Source organism: Rugamonas violacea, assembly GCF_016461825.1.
GTDB lineage: Bacteria > Pseudomonadota > Gammaproteobacteria > Burkholderiales > Burkholderiaceae_D > Rugamonas.
In genome coordinates this window covers 11,200-34,086 of sequence record NZ_JAEMNU010000029.1, presented here as the reverse complement: position 1 = coordinate 34,086, position 22,887 = coordinate 11,200, and the positions used below count along the sequence as shown (strand labels likewise).

Sequence of the window (22,887 nt, the reverse complement as noted above, 5' to 3'; positions counted from 1 at the left end):
ATCAAAAAAGAAAAGCCCCTGGCTGGGGTCAGCCAAGAGCTTACTCTAAAGCGCGGCGGCGGTGGGCGCCGCCGTGCGCGCCGCCTCAGTCGTCCTTGGCGCCGTCGATGCCCAATTCGGCGATCTTGCGCGTGATGGTGTTGCGGCCTATGCCCAGACGCACCGCCGCGTCGTTCTTGCGGCCGTGGGTGTGCTTGAGCGCGGTGCGGATCAGCGCCGACTCGAACTGGCGTCCCAGCACCGCCATCACCTCCTGCTGGCCGCCGCTGAGCATGCTGGCGGCCTGCAATTCAAGCAGCGCCAGCCAGCCGTCCGGCCCGGCCGGGCCGCCGGCCAGGCCGCCGGCCAGGCCGGCCGCCGGTTCGGCCGCGCTGGGCGCCACCGTGCCGTGGTGCTGCAGCGCGCTGTAGCCCTCGGCCGCCGCCGCCGGCTGGCCGGCCGGATTGGCCGCCGGTCCGCCCGCCGCCGCGCCGTGGCCGCCCTGCTCCTGGGTCAGTTCGAGCGGCAAGTCCTTCACCTCGACGGTCTGGCCGGGCGCCATCACGGTGATCCAGTTGCACAGGTTCTCCAACTGGCGCACATTGCCCGGCAGGTCCAGGCCGCTGAGGAAGTTCACCGTCGCCTCGCTCATCCGCTTGGCCTCGACGCCGAGCTGCTTGGCGCTCTGCACCAGGAAGTGGCGCACCAGAATGGGGATGTCCTCGCGGCGCTCCCGCAAACTGGGCAGGCGCAGGCGGATCACGTTGAGGCGGTGGTACAAGTCCTCGCGGAACAGGCCGTCGCGCACGCGCTGCTCCAGGTTCTGGTGCGTCGCCGTGATGACGCGCACGTTGGCCTTCAAGGGCTGGTGGCCGCCGACGCGGTAGAAGTGGCCGTCCGACAGCACGCGCAGCAGCCGCGTCTGCAAATCGAAGGGCATGTCGCCGATCTCGTCGAGGAACAGGGTGCCGTTCTCGGCCTGCTCGAAGCGGCCCCGCCGGGTGGTCTGGGCGCCGGTGAAGGCGCCGCGCTCGTGGCCGAACAATTCGGACTCGAGCAAGTCCTTGGGGATCGCCGCCGTGTTCAAGGCGATGAAGGGCTGCGCCGCGCGCGGGCTGTGCTTGTGCAGGGCGCGCGCCACCAGCTCCTTGCCGGTGCCCGACTCGCCGGTGATGAGCACCGTCACGTTCGACTGCGACAGCCGGCCGATGGCGCGGAACACTTCCTGCATGGCCGGCGCCTGGCCGAGGATCTCCGGCGTCTCGGCCGGACCGGACTCGATGCTGGTCTCGCGCAGGCTCTCGTCGAGGGCGCGGCGGATCAGTTCGACGGCCTTGTCGATGTCGAAGGGCTTGGCCAGGTATTCGAAGGCGCCGCCCTGGAAGGCCGCCACCGCCGAATCGAGGTCGGAGAAGGCGGTGATGATGATCACCGGCAGGCCGGGGAAGCGCGACTTGACCAGGCCCAGCAGGTCGAGGCCGGAGTCGCCCGGCATGCGGATGTCCGACACCAGCACCTGCGGCGTGTCGAACTCCAGCGCGGCGATGGCGTCGCGCGCGTTGGCGAAACTTTTGGTGGCGAGGTTTTCCCGCGCCAATGCTTTTTCCAGTACCCAGCGGATCGATTCGTCGTCGTCTACTATCCAGATTGGCTTCATGTGTGGTTCTCTATCCCGCAATATGGATCTTCAATCAAGGGACTCGGCGCCGGCCCGGCCGCCCACGCTCATGGCAGGGGCAGCAGGATGCGGAAATCCGTATATCCAGGCCGGCTTTCGCACTCGATCACACCCATGTGCTGTTGCACGAAGGTCTGCGCCAAGGTCAAGCCCAGGCCGCTGCCGCCCTCCCGTCCGGATACCAGCGGGTAGAAAATGCGGTCGCGGATCTGCGGCGCAATGCCCGGTCCATTGTCAATGATATGCAAGTCTAATGCCAGGCCGTAGCGGACCTTCGCCAAGGTCACCTGGCGCGCCACCCGGGTCTTGAAAGTGAGCTGGGCGTCGCCCGCCTCGATGCGCGCCGAGAGCGCCTGGGCGGCGTTGTGGGCGATGTTGAGCACGGTCTGGATCAGCTGCTCCTTGTCGCCGCGGAACTCGGGGATGGAGGCGTCGTAGTCGCGCAGGATGGTCAGGCCGGTGGGGAACTCGGCCAGGATCAGGCTGCGCACCCGCTCGCACACCTCGTGGATGTTGACGTCGCCGACGATGTGCGGCCGGCGGTGCGGCGCCAGCAGGCGGTCGACCAGGGTCTGCAGGCGGTCGGCCTCCTTGATGATGACCTGGGTGTACTCGCGCAACTGGCCCAGGTGCAGCGGCGGCAGCTCCATTTCGAGCAGCTGGGCGGCGCCGCGGATGCCGCCCAGCGGGTTCTTGATCTCGTGCGCCAGGTTGCGGATCAGCTCCTTGTTGACCTGGCTCTGGTCGAGGATGCGCTCCTCGCGGTCCAGCTTGAGGTGCTGCAGATGCTCGCGCAGCTCGATCAGCACGTGGCCGGCCGGCTCGTCGAGCGCCGAGACGATGCTGTGCACGTGCAGCGGGTCGCGCCCGGCGCGCTCCAGGGTCAGGTCCTGGCGCAGGTCGGCGAACTTGTGCTGGCGCGCCTGGGCGCAGATGTTGTCGAGCTCCTCCGGGTTGAGGAACTGCGCCGCCAGCGTCAGCCGCGAGAGCGCCTTGAGCGAGCTCTCCAGCAGGTTCTCGGCGGCGGCGTTGGCGTAGGCGATGGTGCCGTCGGCGTCGACCAGCACCACGGCCGAGGCCAGCAGTTCAAGGCCGGCCAGCGCCGGCGGACGGATGGTGTGGCTGGAGGCGGGGCTCATCGGATGTTCGCGATCTCGCGTTTCAAGGCTTCCACATTCTTTTCCGAGCGGCTGATGCCATCCTTCAGCGTCGCCACCCGGTCCTGGTATTTGGCGTAGTTGCGCTCGTCGCCACGGCGTTCCGGCGCGCCGTTGTTGAACTCGCCGCGCAGCTCGTTCAGCTTTTGTTGTTCTATCCTCAGCTCGGCGTCCAGGATGGCGCGCCGGTCGGCGTCGCGGGCGCGCTGCTCGGCGCCGTCGACGCGGGGAAAGTCGGAGGGCGCGGCCGGCGCGGCCGAGGCGCCGGCCGCGCGCGGCGGCCCGGCCTGCGGCCGCCGGGCCGGCTGCGGGCTCGACATCGCGCCCGGCACGTCGAGCACCTTGCAGTGCGGGCCACGGCGGTTGTCGGTGAATTCGACGCGGCCGGCAGAGTCGACGCATTTATAGATGACGCTGTCGGCCCGCGCCGGCGCCGCCGGCACAGCCAGCGCAGCCAGCACAGCCAGCACAGCCGGCCAGGCCGGCAGAGTCGGCGCGGCCGGCAGATAGCGCGTCGTTGCCACATTCGGTGCCGCGCGCGGGCGGCGGTTAAAGCGAGTGCTCATTCCCCATCCGTAAGTAAATCAGTCGATCCCGAATATACAACATCCAAAAGAAAACGCGGGGAAAGCCTAGGCCGTCCCCGCGTCTTGCTGCTACCCGCGCCGCCCGCTGGCGGACGGCGTCGCCATTACAGCGAGTAGTACATGTCGAACTCGACCGGATGGGTGGTCATGCGCATGCGTTGCACGTCCTGCATTTTCAGTTCGATGTAGGCATCGATCATCGAATTGCTGAACACGCCGCCACGGGTCAGGAACTCGCGGTCCTTGTCCAGGGCGTCGAGCGCTTCTTCCAGCGAGGCGCAGACGGTCGGGATCAGCGCGTCTTCTTCCGGCGGCAGATGGTACAGATCCTTCGAGGCGGCTTCGCCCGGATGGATCTTGTTGGCGATACCGTCCAGGCCGGCCATCAGCAGCGCGGAGAAGCACAGGTAGACGTTGGCCAGCGGGTCCGGGAAACGCGTCTCGATACGGCGGCCTTTTGGATTGGCGACGTGCGGGATGCGGATCGAGGCGGAACGGTTGCGCGCCGAGTAGGCCAGCTTGACCGGTGCTTCGTAGCCGGGAACCAGGCGCTTGTACGAGTTGGTGCCCGGGTTGGTGATCGCGTTGAGCGCCTTGGCGTGCTTGATGATGCCGCCGATGTAGTACAGCGCGGTGTCGGACAGGCCGGCATAGCCGTCGCCGGCGAACAGGTTGACGCCGTCCTTCCAGATCGACTGGTGCACGTGCATGCCGGAACCGTTGTCGCCAACGATGGGCTTGGGCATGAAGGTGGCGGTCTTGCCGTAGCTGTGGGCGACGTTCCAGATCACGTACTTCATGTTCTGCGTCCAGTCGGCGCGCTCGACCAGGGTCGAGAAGCGGGTGCCGATTTCGTTCTGGCCGGCGCCGGCCACTTCGTGGTGGTGCACTTCGACCGGGATGCCCAGCGATTCGAGGATCAGGCACATTTCCGAACGCATGTCCTGGAAACTGTCGACCGGTGGCACCGGGAAGTAGCCGCCCTTGACGCTAGGACGATGGCCGCTGTTGCCGCCTTCGCTTTGCTTGTCGGTCGACCAGGAGGCTTCGTCCGAATCGATCTTGACGAAGCAACCGGACATGTCGATCTTCCAGCGCACGCTGTCGAAGATGAAGAATTCCGGCTCGGGGCCGAAGAAGGCGGTGTCGCCCATGCCCGACGATTTCAGGTAGGCTTCGGCGCGCTTGGCGATCGAGCGCGGGTCGCGGTCGTAACCCTTGCCGTCCGACGGTTCGATCACGTCGCACTGCATGAACAGGGTGGTCTCTTCCATGAACGGATCGATGTTGGCGGTGTTCGGGTCCGGCAGCAGGATCATGTCCGACGCTTCGATACCCTTCCAGCCGGCGATCGAGGAACCGTCGAAGGCATGGCCCGACTCGAACTTGTCCATATCGAAGTGCGATACCGGCACGGTGACGTGCTGTTCTTTACCACGGGTATCGGCAAAACGGAAATCCACAAATTTGACTTCGTTGTCTACTACCATTTTCAATACTTCAGCGGCTGTCATTGCCATGCGTTTCTCCTAGATGAGGGTGTGGGTGAGCCGACCAACTGTTCTGCGCGGATACTGCTGCACGTCCCCATGTTGCGTGCGACCGAAACTCATAAGGACTTTAAGCAGAAACCGTGCCAGGATTAAAATCGGCCCTTGCGAACAAATCCCGCTTTGATCGTGTCGACAAAAGATTCTAAAATCCTCCGAGCAGCCAAACCACGCTCGCTTGCGCCGCATCAATGACGCACTATTCCGGTGCATTTACACAAAACCGCACCTTTTTTGTGCGATTTTGGAAAATCGAAGGATTTTGCATCTGTTTGGTGCGCGCGCCGCAGGAGCGCGATCCGGGCCCTATAATAAACTCAATCTCCCTTCTGGAACATCACATGAGCAACATCGACAACATTCTGTCCGTCGCCCGCGAACGCAACCAGGGGTGGCCCTATGCCGGCGCCGTCACGCCGCAGGAGGCCTGGGCCTTGCTCGAGGCCGACGCCGGCGTCAAGCTGATCGACGTGCGCACCAATGCCGAGCGCGACTGGGTCGGCCGGGTCGCCATTCCCGACGCCCAACACGGTGCGGTGCAGTGGAGCACCTATCCGGGCGGCGTGCCGAATCCCGATTTCGCACCGCAATTGAGCGCGATCGCGAACAAACAACAGGTGTTGTTGTTTCTATGCCGCTCGGGGGTGCGCTCGCGCCACGCCGCCAAACTGGCCACCGAGCAGGGCTTCCAGCATTGCTTCGACATCCTGGAAGGCTTCGAGGGCGACAAGGACGCCGCCGGCCACCGCAAATCCCTAGGCGGCTGGTGCCAAGCCGGCTTGCCCTGGCTGGGCGCCTGAGTTAAGACGCCGGCGGCTCCAAAACCACCCAAGGGCAAACAGCCGGGGTCGGACCCCCGGGGGTCCGACCCCAGCTTGCGCCTGTGGGTCTCCTCAGCTCAGCGGCGCTCCCTCAAGCTGGCTGGGCAACGCCGTCCCGCCCTCCCCGCCGATCAGGCTGAGCACGCGCTGGCGCACGAAATTGATGTGGCTGCGCAAGCCATACAGGCCGGCGGCGAACGACAGCGGGATCGAGATCTGGTTGACCAGCTCCTCGATCTCGTTCAGCCGCTGCAACTGCACGGCGTAGATCTCCTGGCGCCGCTCGGCCGGCGCCTCCTCCAAAGCCTGCTCGACGGTGCGCAACTGGCCGTACCAGCGATAGACGCGCGAACGAATGCGCCACACGTACAGCGGCGGCACCACCTTCGACAGCGGCAGGATCAGCGCGCCCAGCGCCACCACCAACACCCACATGCGGTCGAAGAAATTGGCCAGCCAGAAACTCATATAGCGTTGCAGGAAGGGCGCGCCGTCCTTGTAGAACTTGGCCGCCCCGGCGGCGACCGGAATCTCCGTATAGCGCGCCGAGGGGAACTGGCCCTGCTGCTGGAACCAGCCGGCGCCGCCGTGGATCGAGCTGGCCGCCTGCACGAACAGGTCGACCAGGGCCGGATGCAGGTCCTCGCGCGCCACCAGCGTGGCGGTCGGGGCGATCAGGTGGTATTCCTTGGCCGGCAGGTCGCGGCCGAAGTCGACGATGCCGCGCGGCAGCACCACGTGCGTCAGGAAGGGCAGCTTGCGGGCGTAAGCCTCGGCCTGGGCGAAGTCGAACAGGCGGATGCCCGGCGTTTGCAGCAGCATCTGGATCAGCGGCGCCTCCGGCGCCGAGCTGAACACCAGGCCGTCGATGCGGCCCTCGAGCAATTCGACAGTGGCGGCGGTGTTGCCCAGCGAGCTGGTGGTCAGGTCGCCCGGCTCGACGCCGTTCAGCGACAGCAGTTGCTTGAACAGGCGCGGCGCGCCGGCGCCCTCCGGCCCCAGGTTGATGCGCTTGCCCTTCAACTGGCTCAGCTCGGTGATCTCCGGCTGCTTGTGCCTGCCCTTGCCCTGCGGTTCGCGCAGGAACAGCCAGACCGGCTCGGTGAACAGGCTGCCCAGCGAGACCAGGCCCTCGCGCTCGGCGGCGGCCTCGTCGGTGGAACCGCTCTGCACGAAGGCGATGTCGACCTGGCCCTGTTTGAGCCGCTGCAAATTTTCCTGCGAGCCCTGCGACGGCTGCAGCGCCACCTTGACGCCGTGCTTGGCCAGCACGGCGGCGTACTTCTTGCCGAACTCCTCGTAGGCGCCGTTCTCCTGCCCGGTCGACAGGCTGACCTTGCGCGGCGGCGCCGGATCGACGACGAAATAGGCCAGCAGGCAGATGGCGCCGATCAACAAAATGGTCGGGCCGGCGGTCACCAGCAGATCCCGCACGGAGAACTGGGTGAACTTGAGAATCTTGGACATGGTGTGGCGCATAGGTTTCATGGGCTGATACGATGCCAACAAATGATCAACTATGCAAGGGAAACTAGGCCGGGGCGGAAGCCAGGCGAAGGCGCCGGCGGCTTCCGAACCACCCGAAGGCGGAGAGCCGGGGTCGGACCCGGCGGGTCCGACCCCAGATTTCCGCCGTTGGGTTTAATCCGAGTGGATGGCGCGCGGGCCTCAGCCGCCGCAGGGCCGCTGCGGCAACGCGGCGGCCGCCGCCATGCCCGCCGCCGCCGCCGGCGCGGTCGGCACCACGCCGGCGGCACCCAGCGCCGCCGTTTTGAGCAGCGCCGGCTTGGCCGCCGTCGGCTCGATCAGCGGCATCAGGCTGGGCGCCAGCACCGTCAACAACTGCACCGGCAGCGCGCTGGTGAAGTCGTAGTTCTTCGACTCCGGCCCGTGCACATAGGCGGTCATGCTGCCGAAGAAGCGCTCGCCGATGTTGAACACGAAGGTCGCCGAGCGGTTCACATAGCGCGACTCGATCAGCCGGCCGCCGCCGCCGTAGACGTCGAAGCGTTGGTCGCCGGTGCCGGTCTTGCCGCCCACCGGGATCACCGTGCCGTCGGCCTTGACGAAGGCCATGCGGGCGCGCTTGGCGGTGCCGTCCGAAACCACGCCGCGCACCGCGTCGGCCACCACGCGGGCCACCTCGGGTGCCAACACCTGTTCGTTGTTGCTCGCCTTGCCGCGCGTCAGCAAGGTTTCGTACGGCGTGCCGGAGGCGAAATGCAGCGAGGAGATGCGCTGGCTGCTCTTGCGCACGCCGCCGTTGACGATGATGCCCATCAGCTCGGCCAGCGCGGCCGGCCGGTCGGCCGAGGCGCCCAGCGTGGTGGCGTAGGACGGCACCAGCGACTCGAAGGGGTAGCCCATCTTCTTCCACTGGCGGTGGATCTCCATGAAGCCCTCCATCTCCAGCAGGCCGGCGATGCGCTTGTCCTGGGCGTGCTTGTGGTGGGTCTTGAACAACCACTGGTAGACCTCCTGCCGTTCCTTGTCGCTGGCCGCCATCATCTGCGACAGGGTGGCGCTGCTGTGCGTGCGCATGTAGGCGACCATCCACAGCTCCAACGGATGCACGCTGGCCAGATAGCCGCGGTCGGCCAGCGACCATTTGTCGATGGCGTACTGCTCGAACAATTTGCTGACGCGCTCGGCCGGCACCTCGTTCTGCGACGGCAGGTGCTCCTTGAGGAAGGCGGCGAACTGCTCCTCCTTGGCCTGCGGATACAGGGTGCCGAAGATCACCGCCAAGCGCACCGGCGTGCTGCGGATGTTGGCCAGCAGCACCTGGTCGAGCTCCTCCGGTTTCTTGCCCTTGTACTTGCCATAGAAGCGCGCCAGGAACTCGCGGCCTTCCTTGTCGGCGAAGCGGGCCAGGTAGCCGGCGCGGCGCGGATCGTCGGCGTCGGCCAGCAGCGAGGCCGACGAGCCCGGCGTCTGGAACATGTAGAACTTGGCGACATCGCGCATCAGGCGGACGAACACCAGGTTGGTCGAATGGCGCAGCGCCTCGGTCACCGTCAGGATCTTGCCGTTGTCTTCCTTGGAGAAGTTGCCGAAGTGGTGCAGGCCGCCGCCGGTGAAGAAACCCTCGCCCGGATTGCCGGAATACTTGCGCTCCATGGCGGCGTGCAACATCGGCGTCAACTCGCGCCCGCCCTTGTCCAGCGGCAGCGCCTTGAAGTACTCGACGGCCCACAGCGACAGCTTGTCCTGCGGGTCGACCACCACCTTGGCCAGCGCCGCGCCGTCCATGCCGGCGTACTTCCTGTGCAACTGGTCGACGATGTCCAAGTAGGTCACCAGGGTGCGCAGCTTGGCGGTCGAGCCCAGGTCCAGCTTGGCGCCCTCGTTGATGTCGAGCGGCTGGTCGTAGTTGTCGGTCTGCAGGCGCAGCAGGTTGCTCTGTTCGCCCTTCTCCAGCAAGGTGAAGCTGTAGACCACGTTGGCCGGGTCGCCGTTGCCCAGCATGCCCTTGCCGGTCAGGCCGGCGGCCTTGGCGCGCTCGGGATCGCGCAGGTCGCGCAGCACCTGGGTGACGGCGCGCTGGGCCTGGGCGTCGAGCGTGCTGACCACGTTCAGGTCGAGGCGGTCGAGGTTGTACATGCGGTTGTCGCCGAGCAGGTTGGCGAGGTGGACGCGGATCGCGTTGGAGGCCTTGCGGGTGACGAAGCTCATCGCCGGCGCCGCCTGCACGCCCGAGCCGGCGGCCGGATGCAGGCGCACGGCCAGGCCGGCGTCGCGCAGCGCCGGGCTGATGATGCCGTCCTGCGCCAGCAGGCGCAGGTGGCTGTTGGCCAGCGTCTCCAGGTCGGCGCTGCCGTCGCCCAGGTAGTAGCTGGGGCGGCGCTGGGCGATCAGCAGGCTGAGCGCCTCCTTGAAGGCCAGCGCGCTGTCGGCCTGGTCCATCTTGCCGCCGAGCAGGCGGTTGACCTGTTCGAAGTCGCGGCCGTACCAGACCCACATGCCGTCGCCGATGCCGTTGACCTCGCCGTAGCCGGGCTTGGCCGACAGCGGCACCGTGTTGAGGTAGTCGACCACGATCTGGTGGCGCACCTGCGAGGTGTCCTCGCCCTGCTGGTAGGCGCGCAGGCTGGCCGAAACCATCTGCTGCAGCTTGTCCTTGAGCGAGCCGGTGCGGCCCTCCGGCGAGTGGCGGTACTTCTCGATCTGCGTCGCCAGGGTGCTGCCGCCGGCCGGCCGGTGGCCGCCGCTGATGGTGTTGACCGACTTCTCCAGCACCGCCTTGCTGAGGCGGTCCCATTCGACCGCCGGATTGCGCTTCGGATACTTGGTGTCGAGCAGCTCGCGGTTCTCGATGAACAGCAGGCTGTTGACCAGCGCCGCCGGGGTCTGCTCGAAGCGGGCGTAGATGCGTTCCGGATAGCTGGCCGAGAACAGCGGCTGGGCGCGGCAGTCGACGATGGCCAGGCCGGTCTTGGTCTTCTCGCGGTAGGTGGCGAACACGCCCATGTCGGCCAGTTCGAGCATCTTCGGCGAGAAGCGCGACTGCGCCGTGACGGCGTAGTCGCGCGCCTTCAGCTTGCCCAGGTAGTCGGGCAGGTTGGCGTAGCCGAGCCGCTCGTCGTAGGGGCTGTCCTTGGGGAAGCGGATGGCGTTGCTCGGCCCCGGTTCGACCCGGTAGCTGAGCTTCTCCACCAGGCCGGCGAAGAACCTGGCCTGCATCGTCGAGCTGCGGGTTTCCTGCACTCCCCACCAAACGGCGAAGGAGAGCAGCACCAGCAACACCAGGATGAAGGCGTTGCGGGATCGTTTGCCGCGTCCGGGAGTGGACGGCGGCGCCTCTGGCGGCGATTGCGCCAGTTGGGCGGAGGTGTCGGGATTGTCGTTTTGCATAGGGGTGGGGACGGCGCGCAAATGTCGTTGACGGCCATAGCCGAAGGCTGCCGCGCCGGCGCGCAATTTGCGCACCGCACGTACAACAATTCGGGGCCGGCGGAAACGTCGATTGCTTAACATATTGTTCAAACCGGTCAGTCGTCTGTTTCAGTAATACTTACGGCCACATCTCGAGTACGAAGCCCGCACGCGATACGATCTGGAGTGAGTGCTTGCGTCGGTAAAGCTGATGCCATGGGCACGCGGGCCACCGCGATGTGCGGCGGTGGCGGGCTGCGCGCTTGACTCCATTGCACCACATCGGCGCTGCGGCAACGGCCCGCCGCGCAGAAAAAGGGTGTGGCGCCGGGAATTTTCGCAAAAAAACAACGGCGCCTTCTGCGGCGGGCGAAACGCCCCGCGCGGCCGCGCCGGCACGGTTTGGCGGTGGCTCCGCGGCGCCGTCACAGCGGCTGGAACTCGACCCGCAAACGGGTCAGCTCGGCGCACAGCTGCGCGTAGGCGGCCGCGGTCTGCGCCGGCTCGCCCTTGACGCCCAGCTCGATGTGGCGCCGGGTGGCGGCGTCGCCCACGCTGGGCAGGCTGAACACCTTGACCAGCGGGAACTGCGCCTCCAGCGCCCGCATCAGCGGCGTCAGCGCCGACTCGGCGGCCCCGTACACCGTCACCGCCCGCTCGACGCGCGGCGCGCGGTTGAACAGGTGGGCGTAGTGGGTGTCGAGCACCCACTCGATCATCGGCCAGGCCATCACCGGGAAGCCCGGCACGAAATAGTGCTCGCGCAGCGAGAAGCCGGCGACGTTGTTGTAGGGATTGGGCACCAGCGCCGCGCCTTCGGCGAACTCGGCCATCTTGAGGCGGTGCAGGTTCTCGGCCGAATCCAGGTCGGCCGCCACGCCGCTCTGCTCGCCCATCTGCACGATGCGCTGTTGGATGTTGCGCTTGCCTTCGGCGTGCAGCCGCAGCGGCAGGCCGAGCGCGTCGGCGGCGGCCTGGCGGGTGTGGTCGTCCGGCGTGGCGCCGATGCCGCCGCAGCAGAACACCACGTCGCCGCTGGCGAAGCTGCGCTTGAGCGTGGCGACGATGCGCGCCGGCTCGTCGCCCAGCACCTCGGCCCAGGCCAGTTGCAGGCCGCGCGCGGCGAGCAGTTGCAACACCTTGGGGAAGTGCTGGTCGACCCGCCGGCCGGAAAGAATCTCGTCGCCGATGATGATGAGTCCGATTGCCATGCTTACCCTTATGGAAACGAAAAAACGATAGGAAAATTTCGCAAAATTATTCGGCCGCCGCCGGTTCGAGGCGCAGCGCGGCCAGCGCCGCCAGGCAGTAGTAGGTGAACCACAGGCCGGTGAAGATGAACACCAGGATGTACAGCCAGATCGAGAGCGCCGCCAGGAAGGGGAACAGCACCACCGCCATCACGCTGCCGCCCACCCACAGCAGGCCGGGCAGCGCGCCGGCCAGGCCGGAGACGATGCCGATGGCCAGCAGCGGCCAGCGGTGCCGGCGCAAGATCTCCCGCCGCTCGGCCGCGCTGGCGTAGTCGGCCAGCGCGTCGTAGACCATCACCCGGCCGCTCAACCAGCCCCACAACGCCACCTGCAGCAGCACGGCCAGCGGCGGGATGGCGTACAGCGGCAGGGTCAGCAACCACAGCACGGCGAAGGTCAGCACGGCGGCCAGCGCGGTGCCGGCGCTGCCGAGCAGGCTGCCGCCTTGTTTCTGTTGCAACTGGGCGTAGTGGCGGCCGCCGACGTGGCGCACCACCACCGGCATCGCCGCCACGCCGATGAACACCAGCGCCGTCATGATCATCAGCGGCAGCAGCAGCAACATGGCGACGAAGGGCACGACGACGGTCTTCAACATGCCCAGGCCGAGCGCAGCCAGCCAGCCACCGCTGAGCTTGAACAAATCGTATTCGGTGAACAGCGCCTGCAAGTAGTCGAGCAGGGCTTGCAGGCCGAAGAACAGCAGCACGCCCCACAAGGCCAGCGAGAGCAGGAAGGGCAGCACACTCAGCAGCAACATGCGCGCCTGCAGTTGCGACAGCACGGCGCGGCCGTAGGCGTTCAGCACGGCGCGCATCAGGCCACGTCCCTGCGCAAGGTTTCCATCATCGCCATTTCCCCGTCCGGTCGCCGCCTGCGCGGCGGCATTGCAAAACAGTTATTTTAAGGGCAAACCGGGCACGCACAGGAGGCTCGGTGAAAAATATTTCCAAAACGCAATACGGGCAACGCGCCGGGCCGCACCGGCCGCGCCCCGCTCCGCCCGGGCGGGCCGGCCGGCGCCGTCCGGCGCGCCGCGCCGCATGGCGCTTTGCACCTGCTTGCTCTACAATTCGGGACGCTTCCCGATTCCCTTTTTTTACGTTCAACAAGGAAAAAAATGTCCACCATCACCACCGACTCCGGTCTGCAATACATTGAAATCGCCGTCGGCGAAGGCGCCGAAGCGAAAGCCGGCCAGAACGTCACCGTGCACTACACCGGCTGGCTGCGCAACGACGACGGCAGCAAGGGTCCGAAATTCGATTCGAGCAAAGACCGCAGCGACCCGTTCGAATTCGCCCTGGGCGCCGGCATGGTGATCCGTGGTTGGGACGAGGGTGTGCAAGGCATGAAGATCGGCGGCACCCGCCAGTTGATCATCCCGGCCGAGCTGGGCTATGGCTCGCGCGGCGCCGGCGGCGTGATCCCGCCGAACGCCATGCTGATCTTCGACGTCGAACTGCTGGGCGTATAAAGCACCACGCCGCGCCCCCGCCAAGCAAGGGCGCGGCAGCCGTCGGCAAGACCCTCAGCGCTGCCAGCCCTTGCGCAGCGCATCGAGCTCCGCATGCGGATCGAGCATGGCGCCGTCGATGCGCTGGTCGATCGCCTCCAGCAGCGCGCCCGGCATGTTCACCCCGGGCATCCGGTAGGCCCCCATCTGCGGCTGCGCCCGCATCACCTGCACCAGCACCGGAATGCGCCACTGCGCGCCGCTGCGGCAGGCCAGTCCACTCAAATCCTCGTTGCTGCCGCCCAGCGTGAAGCTGCGGCAATAGCCGCCCTGGCGGGCGGCGAAGCTCAAGCCCACCCGCACATCGCCGGCCAGCGGCGCCGCGCCGCCCAGTTGCTGGTCCAGCGCCGTCGCCAACAAACCCTGCGCCGTCAACACGCCGTCGGCGCTGGCCAGCACGGCGCCGCCGGGCTGGCCGGCGCTCCAGGGCAGGCGCCAGTCCGGCAGCGTGGACTTGCCCAACATCACGCCCAATCCCAGACTCAGCACCAGCAGCAGGCCCAGCGCGCTCCACTCCAGCCAGCGCCAGCGATGCAGCCCGGCGCGCCGCGCCGCGCCCTGCTGGGCGGCGCGGCTGGCGCGCGCGCTGGCCAGTTGCACCACGCTGGCGCCGTTGCGCTGCCGGCCCGGCGGCGGCCAGGCCGGCTCGGCCCGCGCCGCGCCCTCCAGCGGCGCGTACAGGGCGGCGCGCAGCGCGCGCTGGTGCGCCACCCGGCGCGCCAGGCCGGCGTCGTGCCCCATCGCCTGTTCGAGTTCCTGGCGGGTGGCCGGGTCCAGCCCGCCATCGGCGTAGGCCATCAAGGTTTCGTCCGAAAAACGCATTGTGCTGTCCTCGCTTGCTGCCGCCGGCGGCTGGCGGACGCCGGGCGCGGCGTCGCCAACGCCCCGCCCCTCAGTTCTTTATATGGCACGGCGGCCGACTATACAAGGCCAGCCACGCCGGCGCGCCGCCGCGCCGCCACCCCGGCCGGCCCGCCGTTACAGGGCGCCGCACAGGGCGCCACCTCGCGCCTCAGCCAGCGCATGGCTTGCTTCAACGGAATGTACTTACTTTTGGCAATATTTATGCTAATCTGCGCGCTCTAATAACCAAGGAGGTAGTAATGAAAAAAGGCGAATTGATTGCAGAATTTGCGAAACGCACTGAAGTGTCAGCTGCTGCCGCCAACGGTGCGGTGAACACGCTGATCGCCATCATCACCGAGCGTCTGAAAAAGGGCGACACGGTAGGCATCACCGGCTTTGGCACCTTCTCCGTTGCCAAGCGCGCCGCACGCAAGGGGCGCAACCCGGCAACCGGCGAAGCGATCAAGATCGCTGCGTCGAAAACCCCTAAATTCTCCGCTGGCGCGACCCTGAAGGCCGCCGTCAATCCGAAGAAGAAGTAATTCCAACGTGGTGGAACGACGTTGAGTGCCCGTCCGGGCACCGGAAACGGCGGTTCGCGGCGAGGCCTTGGTGCCCGCCCCGGCCGCCGTTCTGTTTTTCAGGCCGCGCCCAGCAGCGGCATCGTCAGCGGCGGCAAGCCGAAGGCCTTGCCCGGCTTTGGCAAACCGCTGCTCTCCTTGCGCAGGCCGTCTCCACGGTCGGCATCTTTTTCCGGCTCAAGCCGGACAAGGCTCGGGACGACATTCGAGCATCCCCTCTAAGGTTTGCGGGCGTTTTGTTTGTATTATGTCGCGTATTGTTGATGTCAACGTATCAAGAATCTGCTGACATGACTCTAGCGCGAGCCTTGGCCATGGCGGCCAGCCGCCCCGCCAACCACGCAGCACCCCTTTTCCCAACAGGAGCAATGATGAGTTTACAAGAACAATTCCAGCAGGCCCAACTCGACTCGAAGAACCTGTCCGAGCGTCCCGACAACATGACCTTGCTGAAAATTTACGCGCTGTACAAACAGGCCGCCAACGGCGACGTCGCCGGCGAGCGTCCCGGCTTCACCGACATGGTCGGCCGCGCCAAGTACGACGCCTGGGCCGCGCTGAAAGGCAATTCGACCGAGGAAGCGCAACAACAGTACGTCGACCTGATCGAAGATCTGAAGGGCTAAGCCAGCCCGTCGCGGCGGGCCTTGCACCCGCCGCCGCAACAACCGCGCCGCCTCAAGCGGCGCCGAACACCTTGCGCATATTCTCCGTCACCTTGCTCTCGATCTTGCCCGAGAAGGCGCTGAACAGGAAACCCAGCTTGATCTCCATCTCCGCCTGGTGCTGACGCAGGGTCAACGAGCCGGCCACGCCGCTGCGCTCGAAATGCAACACGTCGCCCTCCCACTTGCACTCCATATCGAACTCCGCCGCCATTTCCTCGGCCACCTTCTGGGCCGCCTCGCGCGCCTTATTCGGCGTCAGTTGGTGCTCCTGCACTATGTTGATGTCAGCCATCTGGCTATCCTTTCGAATTTGAAACAGGCGCCATGATGCCAGCTGGCCGCCCGCCGCGCCAGTGGCGCCGGCGTCGGCGCTGCCCCGCCTAGTGCGCCATCGGCTGTGGATGCCAACCCAGCACGGCCAGCATGACGGCGAAGCCGACCACATAGGCCAGCGCCACGTGCCAGCCCTGGCGCAGCCATTGCACCACCGAGCGCGATTCCGGATACATGCCGCTCAAGGCCACCCCGGCCGAGGAGCCGAACCAGATCATCGAGCCGCCGAAGCCCACCGCGTAGGCCAGGAAGCCCCAGTCGAAGCCGCCCTGCTTGAGCGCCAGCGCGGTCAGCGGGATGTTGTCGAACACCGCCGAGACGAAGCCGATGCCCAGCGCGATCGGCCAGGAGGCCGGCGGCAGCGCCTCGACCGGCATCAGCGAGGCCGACCAGACCAGCGCCAACAGGAATACCGCGCCGCGCAACGCGCCCGGCAGCTCTTCCCAGTCGGGCCGGCGCAGCAGGCCGGTGAGCAGGATCGCCAGCCACACGGCGGCGCCGAGGAAGGGGAAGCGGCCGCTGACGGCGGCGAACTCGACGTTGAGCAGCACATTGGCCAGGATCGCCAGCGCCAGGATGAAGGCGACGATGCCGACCCGCAGCCAGTCGACCCGCAGGCCGGCCGGCGCGTCCTTGACGATCGGGCTGTGGGCGTGCTGCTGGCGCGCCGCCGGCACCGCGCACACCAGCAGCGCGACACCGGCCGCCACATAGGCGTGCAGCACCTGGCCCGGCGCCACGCCGGCCAGCCACAGCATGGTGGTGGTGGTGTCGCCGACCACGCTGCCGGCGCCGCCGGCGTTGGAGGCGGCGACGATGGCGGCCAGGTAGCCGATGTGCACCTTGTTGCGGAACACGCTGCGGGCGATGGTGCCGCCGATGATGGCGGCGGCGATGTTGTCGAGGAAGCTGGAAATGCAGAACACCAACAGCAGCAACACCAGCGGTCCCTTCCAGTCGTCCGGCATGTAGTGCGGCAGCACGGCCGGAATGTGGCTGCGCTCGAAGTGGCGCGCCAACAACGCGAAGCCGAGCAGCAAAGCCAGCAGGTTGGCCAGGCCGACCCACTCGTGGCCGGCGTGGGCCAGCAGGCCGGCCAGGCCGGCGCCCTCGCCGAACGGCGCCCACAGCAGCTTGTAGACGGTGATCGTCAGGCCGCCCCACAAGGCGGTCAGCATGGTGTTGACGTGGCTGAAGGCGACCATGCCCAGCACGCCGGCGAACAGCAGAAACTCGATCGGCACGCCGCCCAAGGCGGGACCGGGAGCGCCGGCGGTGGTGATGGAGGCGGCGGCCAGGCCGGGCAGGCAGGCCAACAACAGTATGGCGAAACGAGGCATGGCATCTCCGGAAAACGTGTCCGGCGCCGACGGCGGCTGACGGCGCGGAATTTTATTGTGTCCCGGATTCTAGCGCATCGTCCGCCGCCCGCCGCCGGCGTCTAACTTTGTGCCCAATCAAACATCGCGCCCCGCCCCGGCGCGACCATGGTTCCGATCCGGCGCGCCGAGGCGGCGCCCGGCGCTGCGCCGGCTTGCTGCCGCCGACGCCGGCCGCCCCAGCGCAGCAGCATTTTTCGGGAGAATTCACCATGGACCAGAAAGTCATCGTGCCGGTCGAAGCGGTGTTGACCAAGTGCGCCGCGCTGCCGGTCGGCTACGTCCCCACGCCCTCGGCACCCTACCGCCAACACCGCAAGAGCGCCCAGCTGACCCAGGAGCCGGCCACGCCGCGCCTGAAGGAGGCGGCGGCGTTTCCGCCCGGCTCGCGCGTGCTGATCTGGAAGCAGGACCCCTCGGTCAGCGAGATGGGCACCCGCAAGTCCTACCTGCCCGGCACCATCCTCGAAGGGCCGCGCGACGCCCGCATCGCCAGCGGCAAGCCCGGCATCGCGCCGGTCAGCCCGAACACCTTCGGCGACTTCATCGTCTCGCCCAACACCGACCAGTTCGACGCCGTGCACACCTTCGCCATCGTGCGCCAGACCCTGACCATGTACCAGCGCGCGCTGGCCAGCAAGGCCATCGCGGCGCCGCTGCCCTGGCAGTGGAACAGCGCCAGCGACACCGCGCCGCTGCAGGTCTTCCCGCACGGCCTGCCCAATGTGATGAACGCCTTCTACAGCCGCTCCGACCGGGCGCTCAAGTTCGGCGATTTCGTGCCCAGCGGCGCCAGCGAGCGCATGTACACCTGCCGCTCGCTCGACATCGTCTCGCACGAGACCGGCCACGCCGTGCTCGACGGCCTCAAGCCGAAATGGATACTCAGCAACAATCCGCCGCAGACCGGCGGCCTGCACGAATCGTTCGGCGACCTGACGGCGATCTTCCTCACCCTGTCCCAGTTGGACCAGGTCGAGGCGGTGATCGCCCAGACCAAGGCCGACCTGCACGACAAGACCTTCCTGGCCGACATGGCCGAGCAGTTCGGCCTGGCGCTGGGCCGCCCCAACGGCCTGCGCAACGCCGACAACGACCTCAAGCTGTCCGAGGTGGGCAACGAGGTGCACGCCCTCTCGCAGGTGTTCACCGGCGCCATCTACGACATCCTGGCCGATATCTTCACCTTCGATCGCGGCCCCGGCCTGCGCGACGACGCGGTGGTGCTGCATCGCGCCGCCGAATACCTGCGCGGCCTGCTGCTGCGCGCGCTGATCGCCTCGCCCGACAGCGGCGCCACCTACGCCCACGTGGCCAACCAGATGCTGAAGATCGTCGCCGCCGACCAGCGCCCCGTCGAGTACGGCAACTTCATCCGCAACCGTTTCACGCTGCGCGAGGTGGTGCTGGCGGCCGTGGCGGCGGGCGAGAACCGCGACGCCGCGCCGCCCCTGGCAGCCAACGTCAGCGACCAGGAGGGTGCCGCGCAGGACCGCCGCGCCTGCTGTGGCACCATGAACCACGCCGACTACGCCGGCCTGGAGGACGTGCTCGAGAGCGAGCGCCAGGGACTGGCGCAGTGGTGCCGCGACTACGGCTGCGGCGCCGGCTACGGCGCCGACGACGGCGGCAACGGCAACTGGCGCGGCGGCGCCCCGGCCGAGCAACCTGGCCAGGCGGGGGCGGGACAGGGCCTGGGCCAGGGCCGGCAGTGAGCAGCAGCAATGGCAGTGCGCTAAGTGGGGGGCGCTAAGGGTGTCGGTAATGGGGGCGCTAAGGGTGTCGGTAAGGGCGCATCGAATATCCTGAATTCGTCGTTCCGCATCGGCGGACCGCCGCGCAGGCGGGAATCCATGCTGTGCTAGGCCGGATGCGGCGTATAGGTTCCCGCCTACGCGGGAACGACGGGGTTTTAGAGGTGCCCTTAACGGAGTCGTTAAGGGTGCGAGCAGGGAAGTGAGTTAACACAACACAAGCCGGCGGCGGGCTTTCCGGCGCAACATGGGGTGCGCGACCCGCCCTCCCGGCGGCGCGGGGCGCCCCGCGCGCCGTAAGCGAGCGCTACATTACAACCACACCGGCCCACACAAGGGGAAACGATATGAAGATTTCTGCCACCTCCAGCGGCGGCTTCGCCGGCCTGGCCCAGCACTACGAGGTCGACACCGAGGCCGGTCCCGCCGGCAAGGCACTGGAACTAGCCCTGAAGGCGCACAACTATTTCGCCGCGCCGCCGGCCACCACGCCGATCGGCGCCGACCTGCTGCGCTGGACCCTCAGCTTCGACGATGCCGGCCAGCAGCGCAGCGTCAGCTTCGTCGAGGACGGCCAAGCCGCCAACCTGCCCTGGCAGGAGTTGCTGGCGCAGATACGCGCCGCCGCCTGAGCCACCGCCTGAGCCACCACCACGGGCGCCGCGCGCGACGTGATACGGGCCGCAAGCGAATTTGCTTATATGTATTGTATATAAGCCCAATTTGTGAGAAGCAGCGAATTACCTTAAAATACAGTGCTTTGCAGAAGTGCGCATGGCCGACTTTGCGCCATCGACGCCGCAGCACACCAACATTGATAGGACTGTTATGACCCACGTTGTCACCGAATCTTGCATCAGCTGTCGTTACACCGATTGCGTCGATGTCTGCCCGGTAGATTGTTTCCGCGAAGGCCCGAACTTCCTGGCGATCGATCCCGACGAATGCATCGACTGTGCAGTCTGCGTGGCCGAATGCCCCGTCAATGCCATCTTCGCCGAGGAGGACGTGCCGTCCGACCAACAGCAATTCATCAAGATCAACGTCGACCTCGCGCGTAACTGGCCTTCGATCACGAAGACCAAGGCGGCCCTGCCGGAAGCCGAGGAATTCAAGGACGTCAAGAGCAAGCTGCACCTGCTGGCCCGCTAAACCAGACAGCGCCCCCACCGCCCGTCCGGCCGGCCCGGACGGCGGACGCCTTCCGACGCCCCCCTCTTCGAGTTCCGCGCGCCATGCGCGGGCCTGTCTCATTGTTGCCCAACCAATATTGACTCAACAGGAAATCATCGTATGAATAGCGCAATCACGAGCTCCCCGGCCGGCCCCATCGAAGCCGACGCCGTCATCATCGGCGCCGGCCCGGTCGGCCTGTTCCAGGTGTTCGAACTGGGGCTGCTCGAAATCAAGGCCCACGTCATCGACTCGCTGGCGGCGGTGGGCGGACAATGCGTCGAACTGTATCCCGACAAGCCGATCTACGACATCCCCGCCGTGCCCTCCTGCACCGGCCAGGAACTGACCGACAACCTGCTCAAGCAGATCGCCCCGTTCAACCCGACCTTCCACCTGGGCCAGGAAGTGACCGTGGTCGAGCGCCGCGACGACGGCCGCTTCAACCTCGAAACCAGCACGGGCACGCGCTTCCTCGCCAAGACCATCTTCATCGCCGCCGGCGTCGGCTCCTTCCAGGCGCGCACGCTGAAGGTCGACGGCATCGACGCCTTCGACAACCGCCAGCTGTTCTACCGCGTCAAGGACCCCGCCCTGTTCGACGGCAAGAACCTGGTCATCTGCGGCGGCGGCGACTCGGCGCTGGACTGGGCGCTGAACTTCGTCGGCAAGGCCGAATCGGTGGTGCTGCTGCACCGCCGCGAGGACTTCCGCGCCGCGCCCGCCTCGGTGGCCAAGATGAAGGCGCTGTGCGAAGCCTACGAGATGCAGTTGCTGATCGGCCAGGCCAGCGGCTTCGAAGTCGACGCCGACGGCAGGCTGAACCATCTGAAGGTCACCGCCTTGGACGGCGTGACCCGCCGCGTGCCGCTCGACATGCTGCTGGTGTTCTACGGCCTGACCCCCAAGCTCGGCCCGATCGCCGATTGGGGCCTGGACATCGAGCGGCGCCAGCTCAAGGTGCAGAGCACCGAAAAATTCGAGACCAGCGTGCCCGGCATTTTCGCCGTCGGCGACATCAACACCTATCCGGGCAAGAAAAAGCTGATCCTGTCGGGCTTCCACGAGGCCGCGCTGGCCGCCTTCGGCGCCGCGCCCTACATCTTCCCGGACAAGAAGATCCACATGCAATACACCACCACCTCGCCCAAGCTGCACAAGGTGCTCGGTGTCGAAAGCCCGGTCTTCGATTAGGCCACGGGCCGATCCGGTCCAGCACAAAAGCAGCGGAAACGCTGCTTTTTTTCTGCCCGATACACTATTATCCTACTATGAAGGGACGGCAAAGCCGCATGCCTGCTTTCTCTCAAGTATCCTAAAGTGCTTTACGTCACGAACAAATATCCTATAATTGGTCTATGATGTAAGGCGTTGGTGCACCGCACCAAACTCATATTCCCGGGACTACTTATGCTCTACCAACTGCACGAAATGCAACGTTCACTTCTGACGCCTCTCATGCAATGGGCCGACGCGTCGTCGAAAATGTTCACCAATCCGGTTTCCCCGCTGGCCCACACGCCGTTTGCGCAACGCATCGCCGCGGGTTACGAGCTGATGTACCGATTGGGCAAGGACTACGAAAAACCGGCCTTCGAGATCGACAGCGTGCTGGTCAAGGACCGCAGCGTCGGCATCATCGAGCAGGTCGAGGTCACCAAGCCCTTCTGCCGCCTGCTGCACTTCCGCAAGGACCTGAGCGACAAGGAAATACGCGCCCTCAAGCAGCCCAAGGTGCTGCTGGTGGCGCCGCTGTCCGGCCACCATTCGACGCTGCTGCGCGACACCGTGCGCGCGCTGTTGGCCGAACACGACGTCTACATCACCGACTGGACCGACGCCCGCATGGTGCCGCTGGCGGAAGGCGCCTTCCACCTCGACGACTACATCTACTACGTGCAGGACTTCATCCGCCTGCTGGCGCCGGACCTGCACGTGATCTCCGTCTGTCAGCCGACGGTGCCGGTGCTGGCCGCCATCTCGCTGATGGCCACCGCCAAGGATCCGAAACTGCCGAAGACCATGACGATGATGGGCGGCCCGATCGATCCGCGCAAATCGCCGACCCAGGTCAACAACCTGGCCACCGAGAAGAAGTTCTCCTGGTTCGAGAACACCGTGATCTACGCGGTGCCGCCGAACTACCCGGCCTTCGGCCGCAAGGTCTACCCCGGCTTCCTGCAACACGCCGGCTTCATCGCCATGAACCCGGGCCGCCACGCGCAGAGCCACCGCGAGTTCTACATGCACCTGGTGGCCGGCGACGACGAGCCGGCGGACGGCCACCGCAAGTTCTACGACGAGTACAACGCCGTGCTCGACATGCCGGCCGAATACTATCTGGACACCATCAAAACCGTGTTCCAGGAGTTCAGCCTGCCCAAGGGCACTTGGCAGGTCGGCGGCCAGCTGGTGCGGCCGCAGGACATCACCACGGTGGCGCTGTTCACCGTCGAGGGCGAGCTGGACGACATCTCCGGCGCCGGCCAGACCCAGGCCGCGCACGAGCTGTGCAGCGGCATCCCGGCCGCCATGCAGCAGGACTTCGTCGCGCCCCAGGCCGGCCACTACGGCATCTTCTCCGGCCGCCGCTGGCGCGAGGTGATTTGTCCGAAGATCGGCGAATTCATCCGCAAACACGGCTGATCGGCCACAAAAAAACGCTCCTCGGAGCGTTTTTTTTTGGCGAGGGCAATGCAAGGCGCCGGCGCTGCCGGCCAACCCCAACGGCAAAGAG

20 protein-coding genes are annotated in these 22,887 nt (G+C 66.6%); 9 read left to right on the top strand and 11 right to left on the bottom strand.

What is annotated here, in order from left to right:
- Positions 1-85 precede the first annotated feature (85 nt).
- The 4 genes from ntrC to glnA all read right to left on the bottom strand — a co-directional run bounded on the left by ntrC (position 86) and on the right by glnA (position 4,921).
- Positions 86-1,636 (bottom strand): nitrogen regulation protein NR(I), encoded by a 1,551-nt coding sequence (ntrC, locus tag H7U20_RS05695; RefSeq protein ID WP_199518637.1) that lies wholly within the window; start codon positions 1,634-1,636, stop codon positions 86-88.
- Between the two features lie 68 nt (positions 1,637-1,704).
- On the bottom strand, positions 1,705-2,796 hold the full coding sequence (glnL, locus tag H7U20_RS05690; protein WP_199518636.1) for a nitrogen regulation protein NR(II): 1,092 nt from the start codon (positions 2,794-2,796) through the stop codon (positions 1,705-1,707).
- Positions 2,793-3,380, bottom strand: a complete 588-nt coding sequence (locus H7U20_RS05685) for a DUF4124 domain-containing protein (RefSeq protein WP_233410527.1) — start codon at positions 3,378-3,380, stop codon at positions 2,793-2,795. Before H7U20_RS05685 ends, glnL begins: the two co-directional genes overlap by 4 nt.
- A 125-nt stretch (positions 3,381-3,505) precedes the next feature.
- A complete protein-coding gene (glnA, locus tag H7U20_RS05680; RefSeq protein ID WP_199518635.1) occupies positions 3,506-4,921 on the bottom strand; it encodes a type I glutamate--ammonia ligase in 1,416 nt (471 codons plus the stop codon).
- A 371-nt stretch (positions 4,922-5,292) separates the two neighbouring features.
- Between glnA and H7U20_RS05675 the strand changes: the two genes are divergently transcribed.
- Positions 5,293-5,751 carry a rhodanese-like domain-containing protein gene (locus H7U20_RS05675; RefSeq protein WP_199518634.1) on the top strand — a complete coding sequence of 153 codons (459 nt, stop codon included), beginning with the start codon at positions 5,293-5,295 and terminating at the stop codon, positions 5,749-5,751.
- A gap of 93 nt (positions 5,752-5,844) precedes the next feature.
- Here H7U20_RS05675 and H7U20_RS05670 read toward each other — a convergent pair whose 3' ends face one another.
- From H7U20_RS05670 to H7U20_RS05655, 4 genes are all read right to left on the bottom strand, one after another.
- Positions 5,845-7,239 carry a TAXI family TRAP transporter solute-binding subunit gene (locus H7U20_RS05670; protein ID WP_199518633.1) on the bottom strand — a complete coding sequence of 465 codons (1,395 nt, stop codon included), beginning with the start codon at positions 7,237-7,239 and terminating at the stop codon, positions 5,845-5,847.
- A 201-nt stretch (positions 7,240-7,440) separates the two neighbouring features.
- Complete coding sequence (locus H7U20_RS05665) at positions 7,441-10,626, bottom strand: transglycosylase domain-containing protein (RefSeq protein ID WP_199518632.1); 3,186 nt, start codon at positions 10,624-10,626, stop codon at positions 7,441-7,443.
- Between the two features lie 446 nt (positions 10,627-11,072).
- Positions 11,073-11,858, bottom strand: coding sequence for a competence/damage-inducible protein A (locus H7U20_RS05660; RefSeq protein ID WP_199518631.1), 786 nt, complete (start codon positions 11,856-11,858; stop codon positions 11,073-11,075).
- Between the two features lie 46 nt (positions 11,859-11,904).
- Entirely contained in the window at positions 11,905-12,717 is an 813-nt protein-coding gene (locus tag H7U20_RS05655; protein ID WP_199518630.1) for an EI24 domain-containing protein, read from the bottom strand.
- A gap of 303 nt (positions 12,718-13,020) precedes the next feature.
- Here H7U20_RS05655 and H7U20_RS05650 point away from each other — a divergent pair, with 303 nt between their 5' ends.
- On the top strand, positions 13,021-13,377 hold the full coding sequence (locus H7U20_RS05650; RefSeq protein ID WP_199518629.1) for an FKBP-type peptidyl-prolyl cis-trans isomerase: 357 nt from the start codon (positions 13,021-13,023) through the stop codon (positions 13,375-13,377).
- Between the two features lie 54 nt (positions 13,378-13,431).
- On the opposite strand, the gene H7U20_RS05645 is transcribed toward H7U20_RS05650, so the two are convergent.
- Positions 13,432-14,238 (bottom strand): anti-sigma factor family protein, encoded by an 807-nt coding sequence (locus H7U20_RS05645; protein ID WP_199518628.1) that lies wholly within the window; start codon positions 14,236-14,238, stop codon positions 13,432-13,434.
- Between the two features lie 281 nt (positions 14,239-14,519).
- Between H7U20_RS05645 and H7U20_RS05640 the strand changes: the two genes are divergently transcribed.
- Both H7U20_RS05640 and H7U20_RS05635 read left to right on the top strand, forming a co-directional pair.
- Positions 14,520-14,804 carry an HU family DNA-binding protein gene (locus tag H7U20_RS05640; RefSeq protein WP_173594266.1) on the top strand — a complete coding sequence of 95 codons (285 nt, stop codon included), beginning with the start codon at positions 14,520-14,522 and terminating at the stop codon, positions 14,802-14,804.
- A gap of 410 nt (positions 14,805-15,214) precedes the next feature.
- Positions 15,215-15,469 carry an acyl-CoA-binding protein gene (locus H7U20_RS05635; protein ID WP_199518648.1) on the top strand — a complete coding sequence of 85 codons (255 nt, stop codon included), beginning with the start codon at positions 15,215-15,217 and terminating at the stop codon, positions 15,467-15,469.
- Between the two features lie 52 nt (positions 15,470-15,521).
- Here H7U20_RS05635 and H7U20_RS05630 read toward each other — a convergent pair whose 3' ends face one another.
- Complete coding sequence (locus tag H7U20_RS05630; protein ID WP_199518627.1) at positions 15,522-15,803, bottom strand: polyhydroxyalkanoic acid system family protein; 282 nt, start codon at positions 15,801-15,803, stop codon at positions 15,522-15,524.
- Positions 15,804-15,891: 88 nt separating this feature from the next.
- The gene (locus H7U20_RS05625; RefSeq protein WP_233410526.1) at positions 15,892-17,184 is read right to left on the bottom strand and encodes a citrate transporter; all 1,293 of its coding nucleotides are present in this window, start codon (positions 17,182-17,184) and stop codon (positions 15,892-15,894) included.
- A gap of 251 nt (positions 17,185-17,435) precedes the next feature.
- Between H7U20_RS05625 and H7U20_RS05620 the strand changes: the two genes are divergently transcribed.
- The 5 genes from H7U20_RS05620 (at position 17,436) to H7U20_RS05600 (ending at position 22,796) form a co-directional block, all read left to right on the top strand.
- Positions 17,436-18,938 (top strand): gluzincin family metallopeptidase, encoded by a 1,503-nt coding sequence (locus H7U20_RS05620; protein WP_233410525.1) that lies wholly within the window; start codon positions 17,436-17,438, stop codon positions 18,936-18,938.
- A 386-nt stretch (positions 18,939-19,324) separates the two neighbouring features.
- A complete protein-coding gene (locus H7U20_RS05615; protein ID WP_199518626.1) occupies positions 19,325-19,609 on the top strand; it encodes a protealysin inhibitor emfourin in 285 nt (94 codons plus the stop codon).
- A 196-nt stretch (positions 19,610-19,805) separates the two neighbouring features.
- On the top strand, positions 19,806-20,129 hold the full coding sequence (fdxA, locus tag H7U20_RS05610) for a ferredoxin FdxA (RefSeq protein WP_199518646.1): 324 nt from the start codon (positions 19,806-19,808) through the stop codon (positions 20,127-20,129).
- A gap of 141 nt (positions 20,130-20,270) precedes the next feature.
- Positions 20,271-21,344, top strand: a complete 1,074-nt coding sequence (locus H7U20_RS05605) for an NAD(P)/FAD-dependent oxidoreductase (RefSeq protein WP_199518625.1) — start codon at positions 20,271-20,273, stop codon at positions 21,342-21,344.
- A gap of 216 nt (positions 21,345-21,560) precedes the next feature.
- A complete protein-coding gene (locus H7U20_RS05600; RefSeq protein WP_199518624.1) occupies positions 21,561-22,796 on the top strand; it encodes a polyhydroxyalkanoate depolymerase in 1,236 nt (411 codons plus the stop codon).
- Positions 22,797-22,887 lie beyond the last annotated feature (91 nt).

Bases quoted from the DNA above. Each gene is read 5' to 3' on its own strand.
- H7U20_RS05640 (WP_173594266.1), top strand. From the start codon at position 14,520: ATGAAAAAAGGCGAATTGATTGCAGAATTTGCGAAACGCACTGAAGTG.
- ntrC (WP_199518637.1), bottom strand. From the start codon at position 1,636: ATGAAGCCAATCTGGATAGTAGACGACGACGAATCGATCCGCTGGGTA.
- H7U20_RS05670 (WP_199518633.1), bottom strand. From the start codon at position 7,239: ATGTCCAAGATTCTCAAGTTCACCCAGTTCTCCGTGCGGGATCTGCTG.
- H7U20_RS05600 (WP_199518624.1), top strand. From the start codon at position 21,561: ATGCTCTACCAACTGCACGAAATGCAACGTTCACTTCTGACGCCTCTC.
- glnA (WP_199518635.1), bottom strand. From the start codon at position 4,921: ATGGCAATGACAGCCGCTGAAGTATTGAAAATGGTAGTAGACAACGAA.
- H7U20_RS05625 (WP_233410526.1), bottom strand. From the start codon at position 17,184: ATGCCTCGTTTCGCCATACTGTTGTTGGCCTGCCTGCCCGGCCTGGCC.
- H7U20_RS05645 (WP_199518628.1), bottom strand. From the start codon at position 14,238: ATGCGTTTTTCGGACGAAACCTTGATGGCCTACGCCGATGGCGGGCTG.
- H7U20_RS05635 (WP_199518648.1), top strand. From the start codon at position 15,215: ATGAGTTTACAAGAACAATTCCAGCAGGCCCAACTCGACTCGAAGAAC.
- glnL (WP_199518636.1), bottom strand. From the start codon at position 2,796: ATGAGCCCCGCCTCCAGCCACACCATCCGTCCGCCGGCGCTGGCCGGC.
- H7U20_RS05650 (WP_199518629.1), top strand. From the start codon at position 13,021: ATGTCCACCATCACCACCGACTCCGGTCTGCAATACATTGAAATCGCC.
- H7U20_RS05685 (WP_233410527.1), bottom strand. From the start codon at position 3,380: ATGAGCACTCGCTTTAACCGCCGCCCGCGCGCGGCACCGAATGTGGCA.
- fdxA (WP_199518646.1), top strand. From the start codon at position 19,806: ATGACCCACGTTGTCACCGAATCTTGCATCAGCTGTCGTTACACCGAT.
- H7U20_RS05660 (WP_199518631.1), bottom strand. From the start codon at position 11,858: ATGGCAATCGGACTCATCATCATCGGCGACGAGATTCTTTCCGGCCGG.
- H7U20_RS05655 (WP_199518630.1), bottom strand. From the start codon at position 12,717: ATGCGCGCCGTGCTGAACGCCTACGGCCGCGCCGTGCTGTCGCAACTG.
- H7U20_RS05630 (WP_199518627.1), bottom strand. From the start codon at position 15,803: ATGGCTGACATCAACATAGTGCAGGAGCACCAACTGACGCCGAATAAG.
- H7U20_RS05675 (WP_199518634.1), top strand. From the start codon at position 5,293: ATGAGCAACATCGACAACATTCTGTCCGTCGCCCGCGAACGCAACCAG.
- H7U20_RS05620 (WP_233410525.1), top strand. From the start codon at position 17,436: ATGGACCAGAAAGTCATCGTGCCGGTCGAAGCGGTGTTGACCAAGTGC.
- H7U20_RS05615 (WP_199518626.1), top strand. From the start codon at position 19,325: ATGAAGATTTCTGCCACCTCCAGCGGCGGCTTCGCCGGCCTGGCCCAG.
- H7U20_RS05665 (WP_199518632.1), bottom strand. From the start codon at position 10,626: ATGCAAAACGACAATCCCGACACCTCCGCCCAACTGGCGCAATCGCCG.
- H7U20_RS05605 (WP_199518625.1), top strand. From the start codon at position 20,271: ATGAATAGCGCAATCACGAGCTCCCCGGCCGGCCCCATCGAAGCCGAC.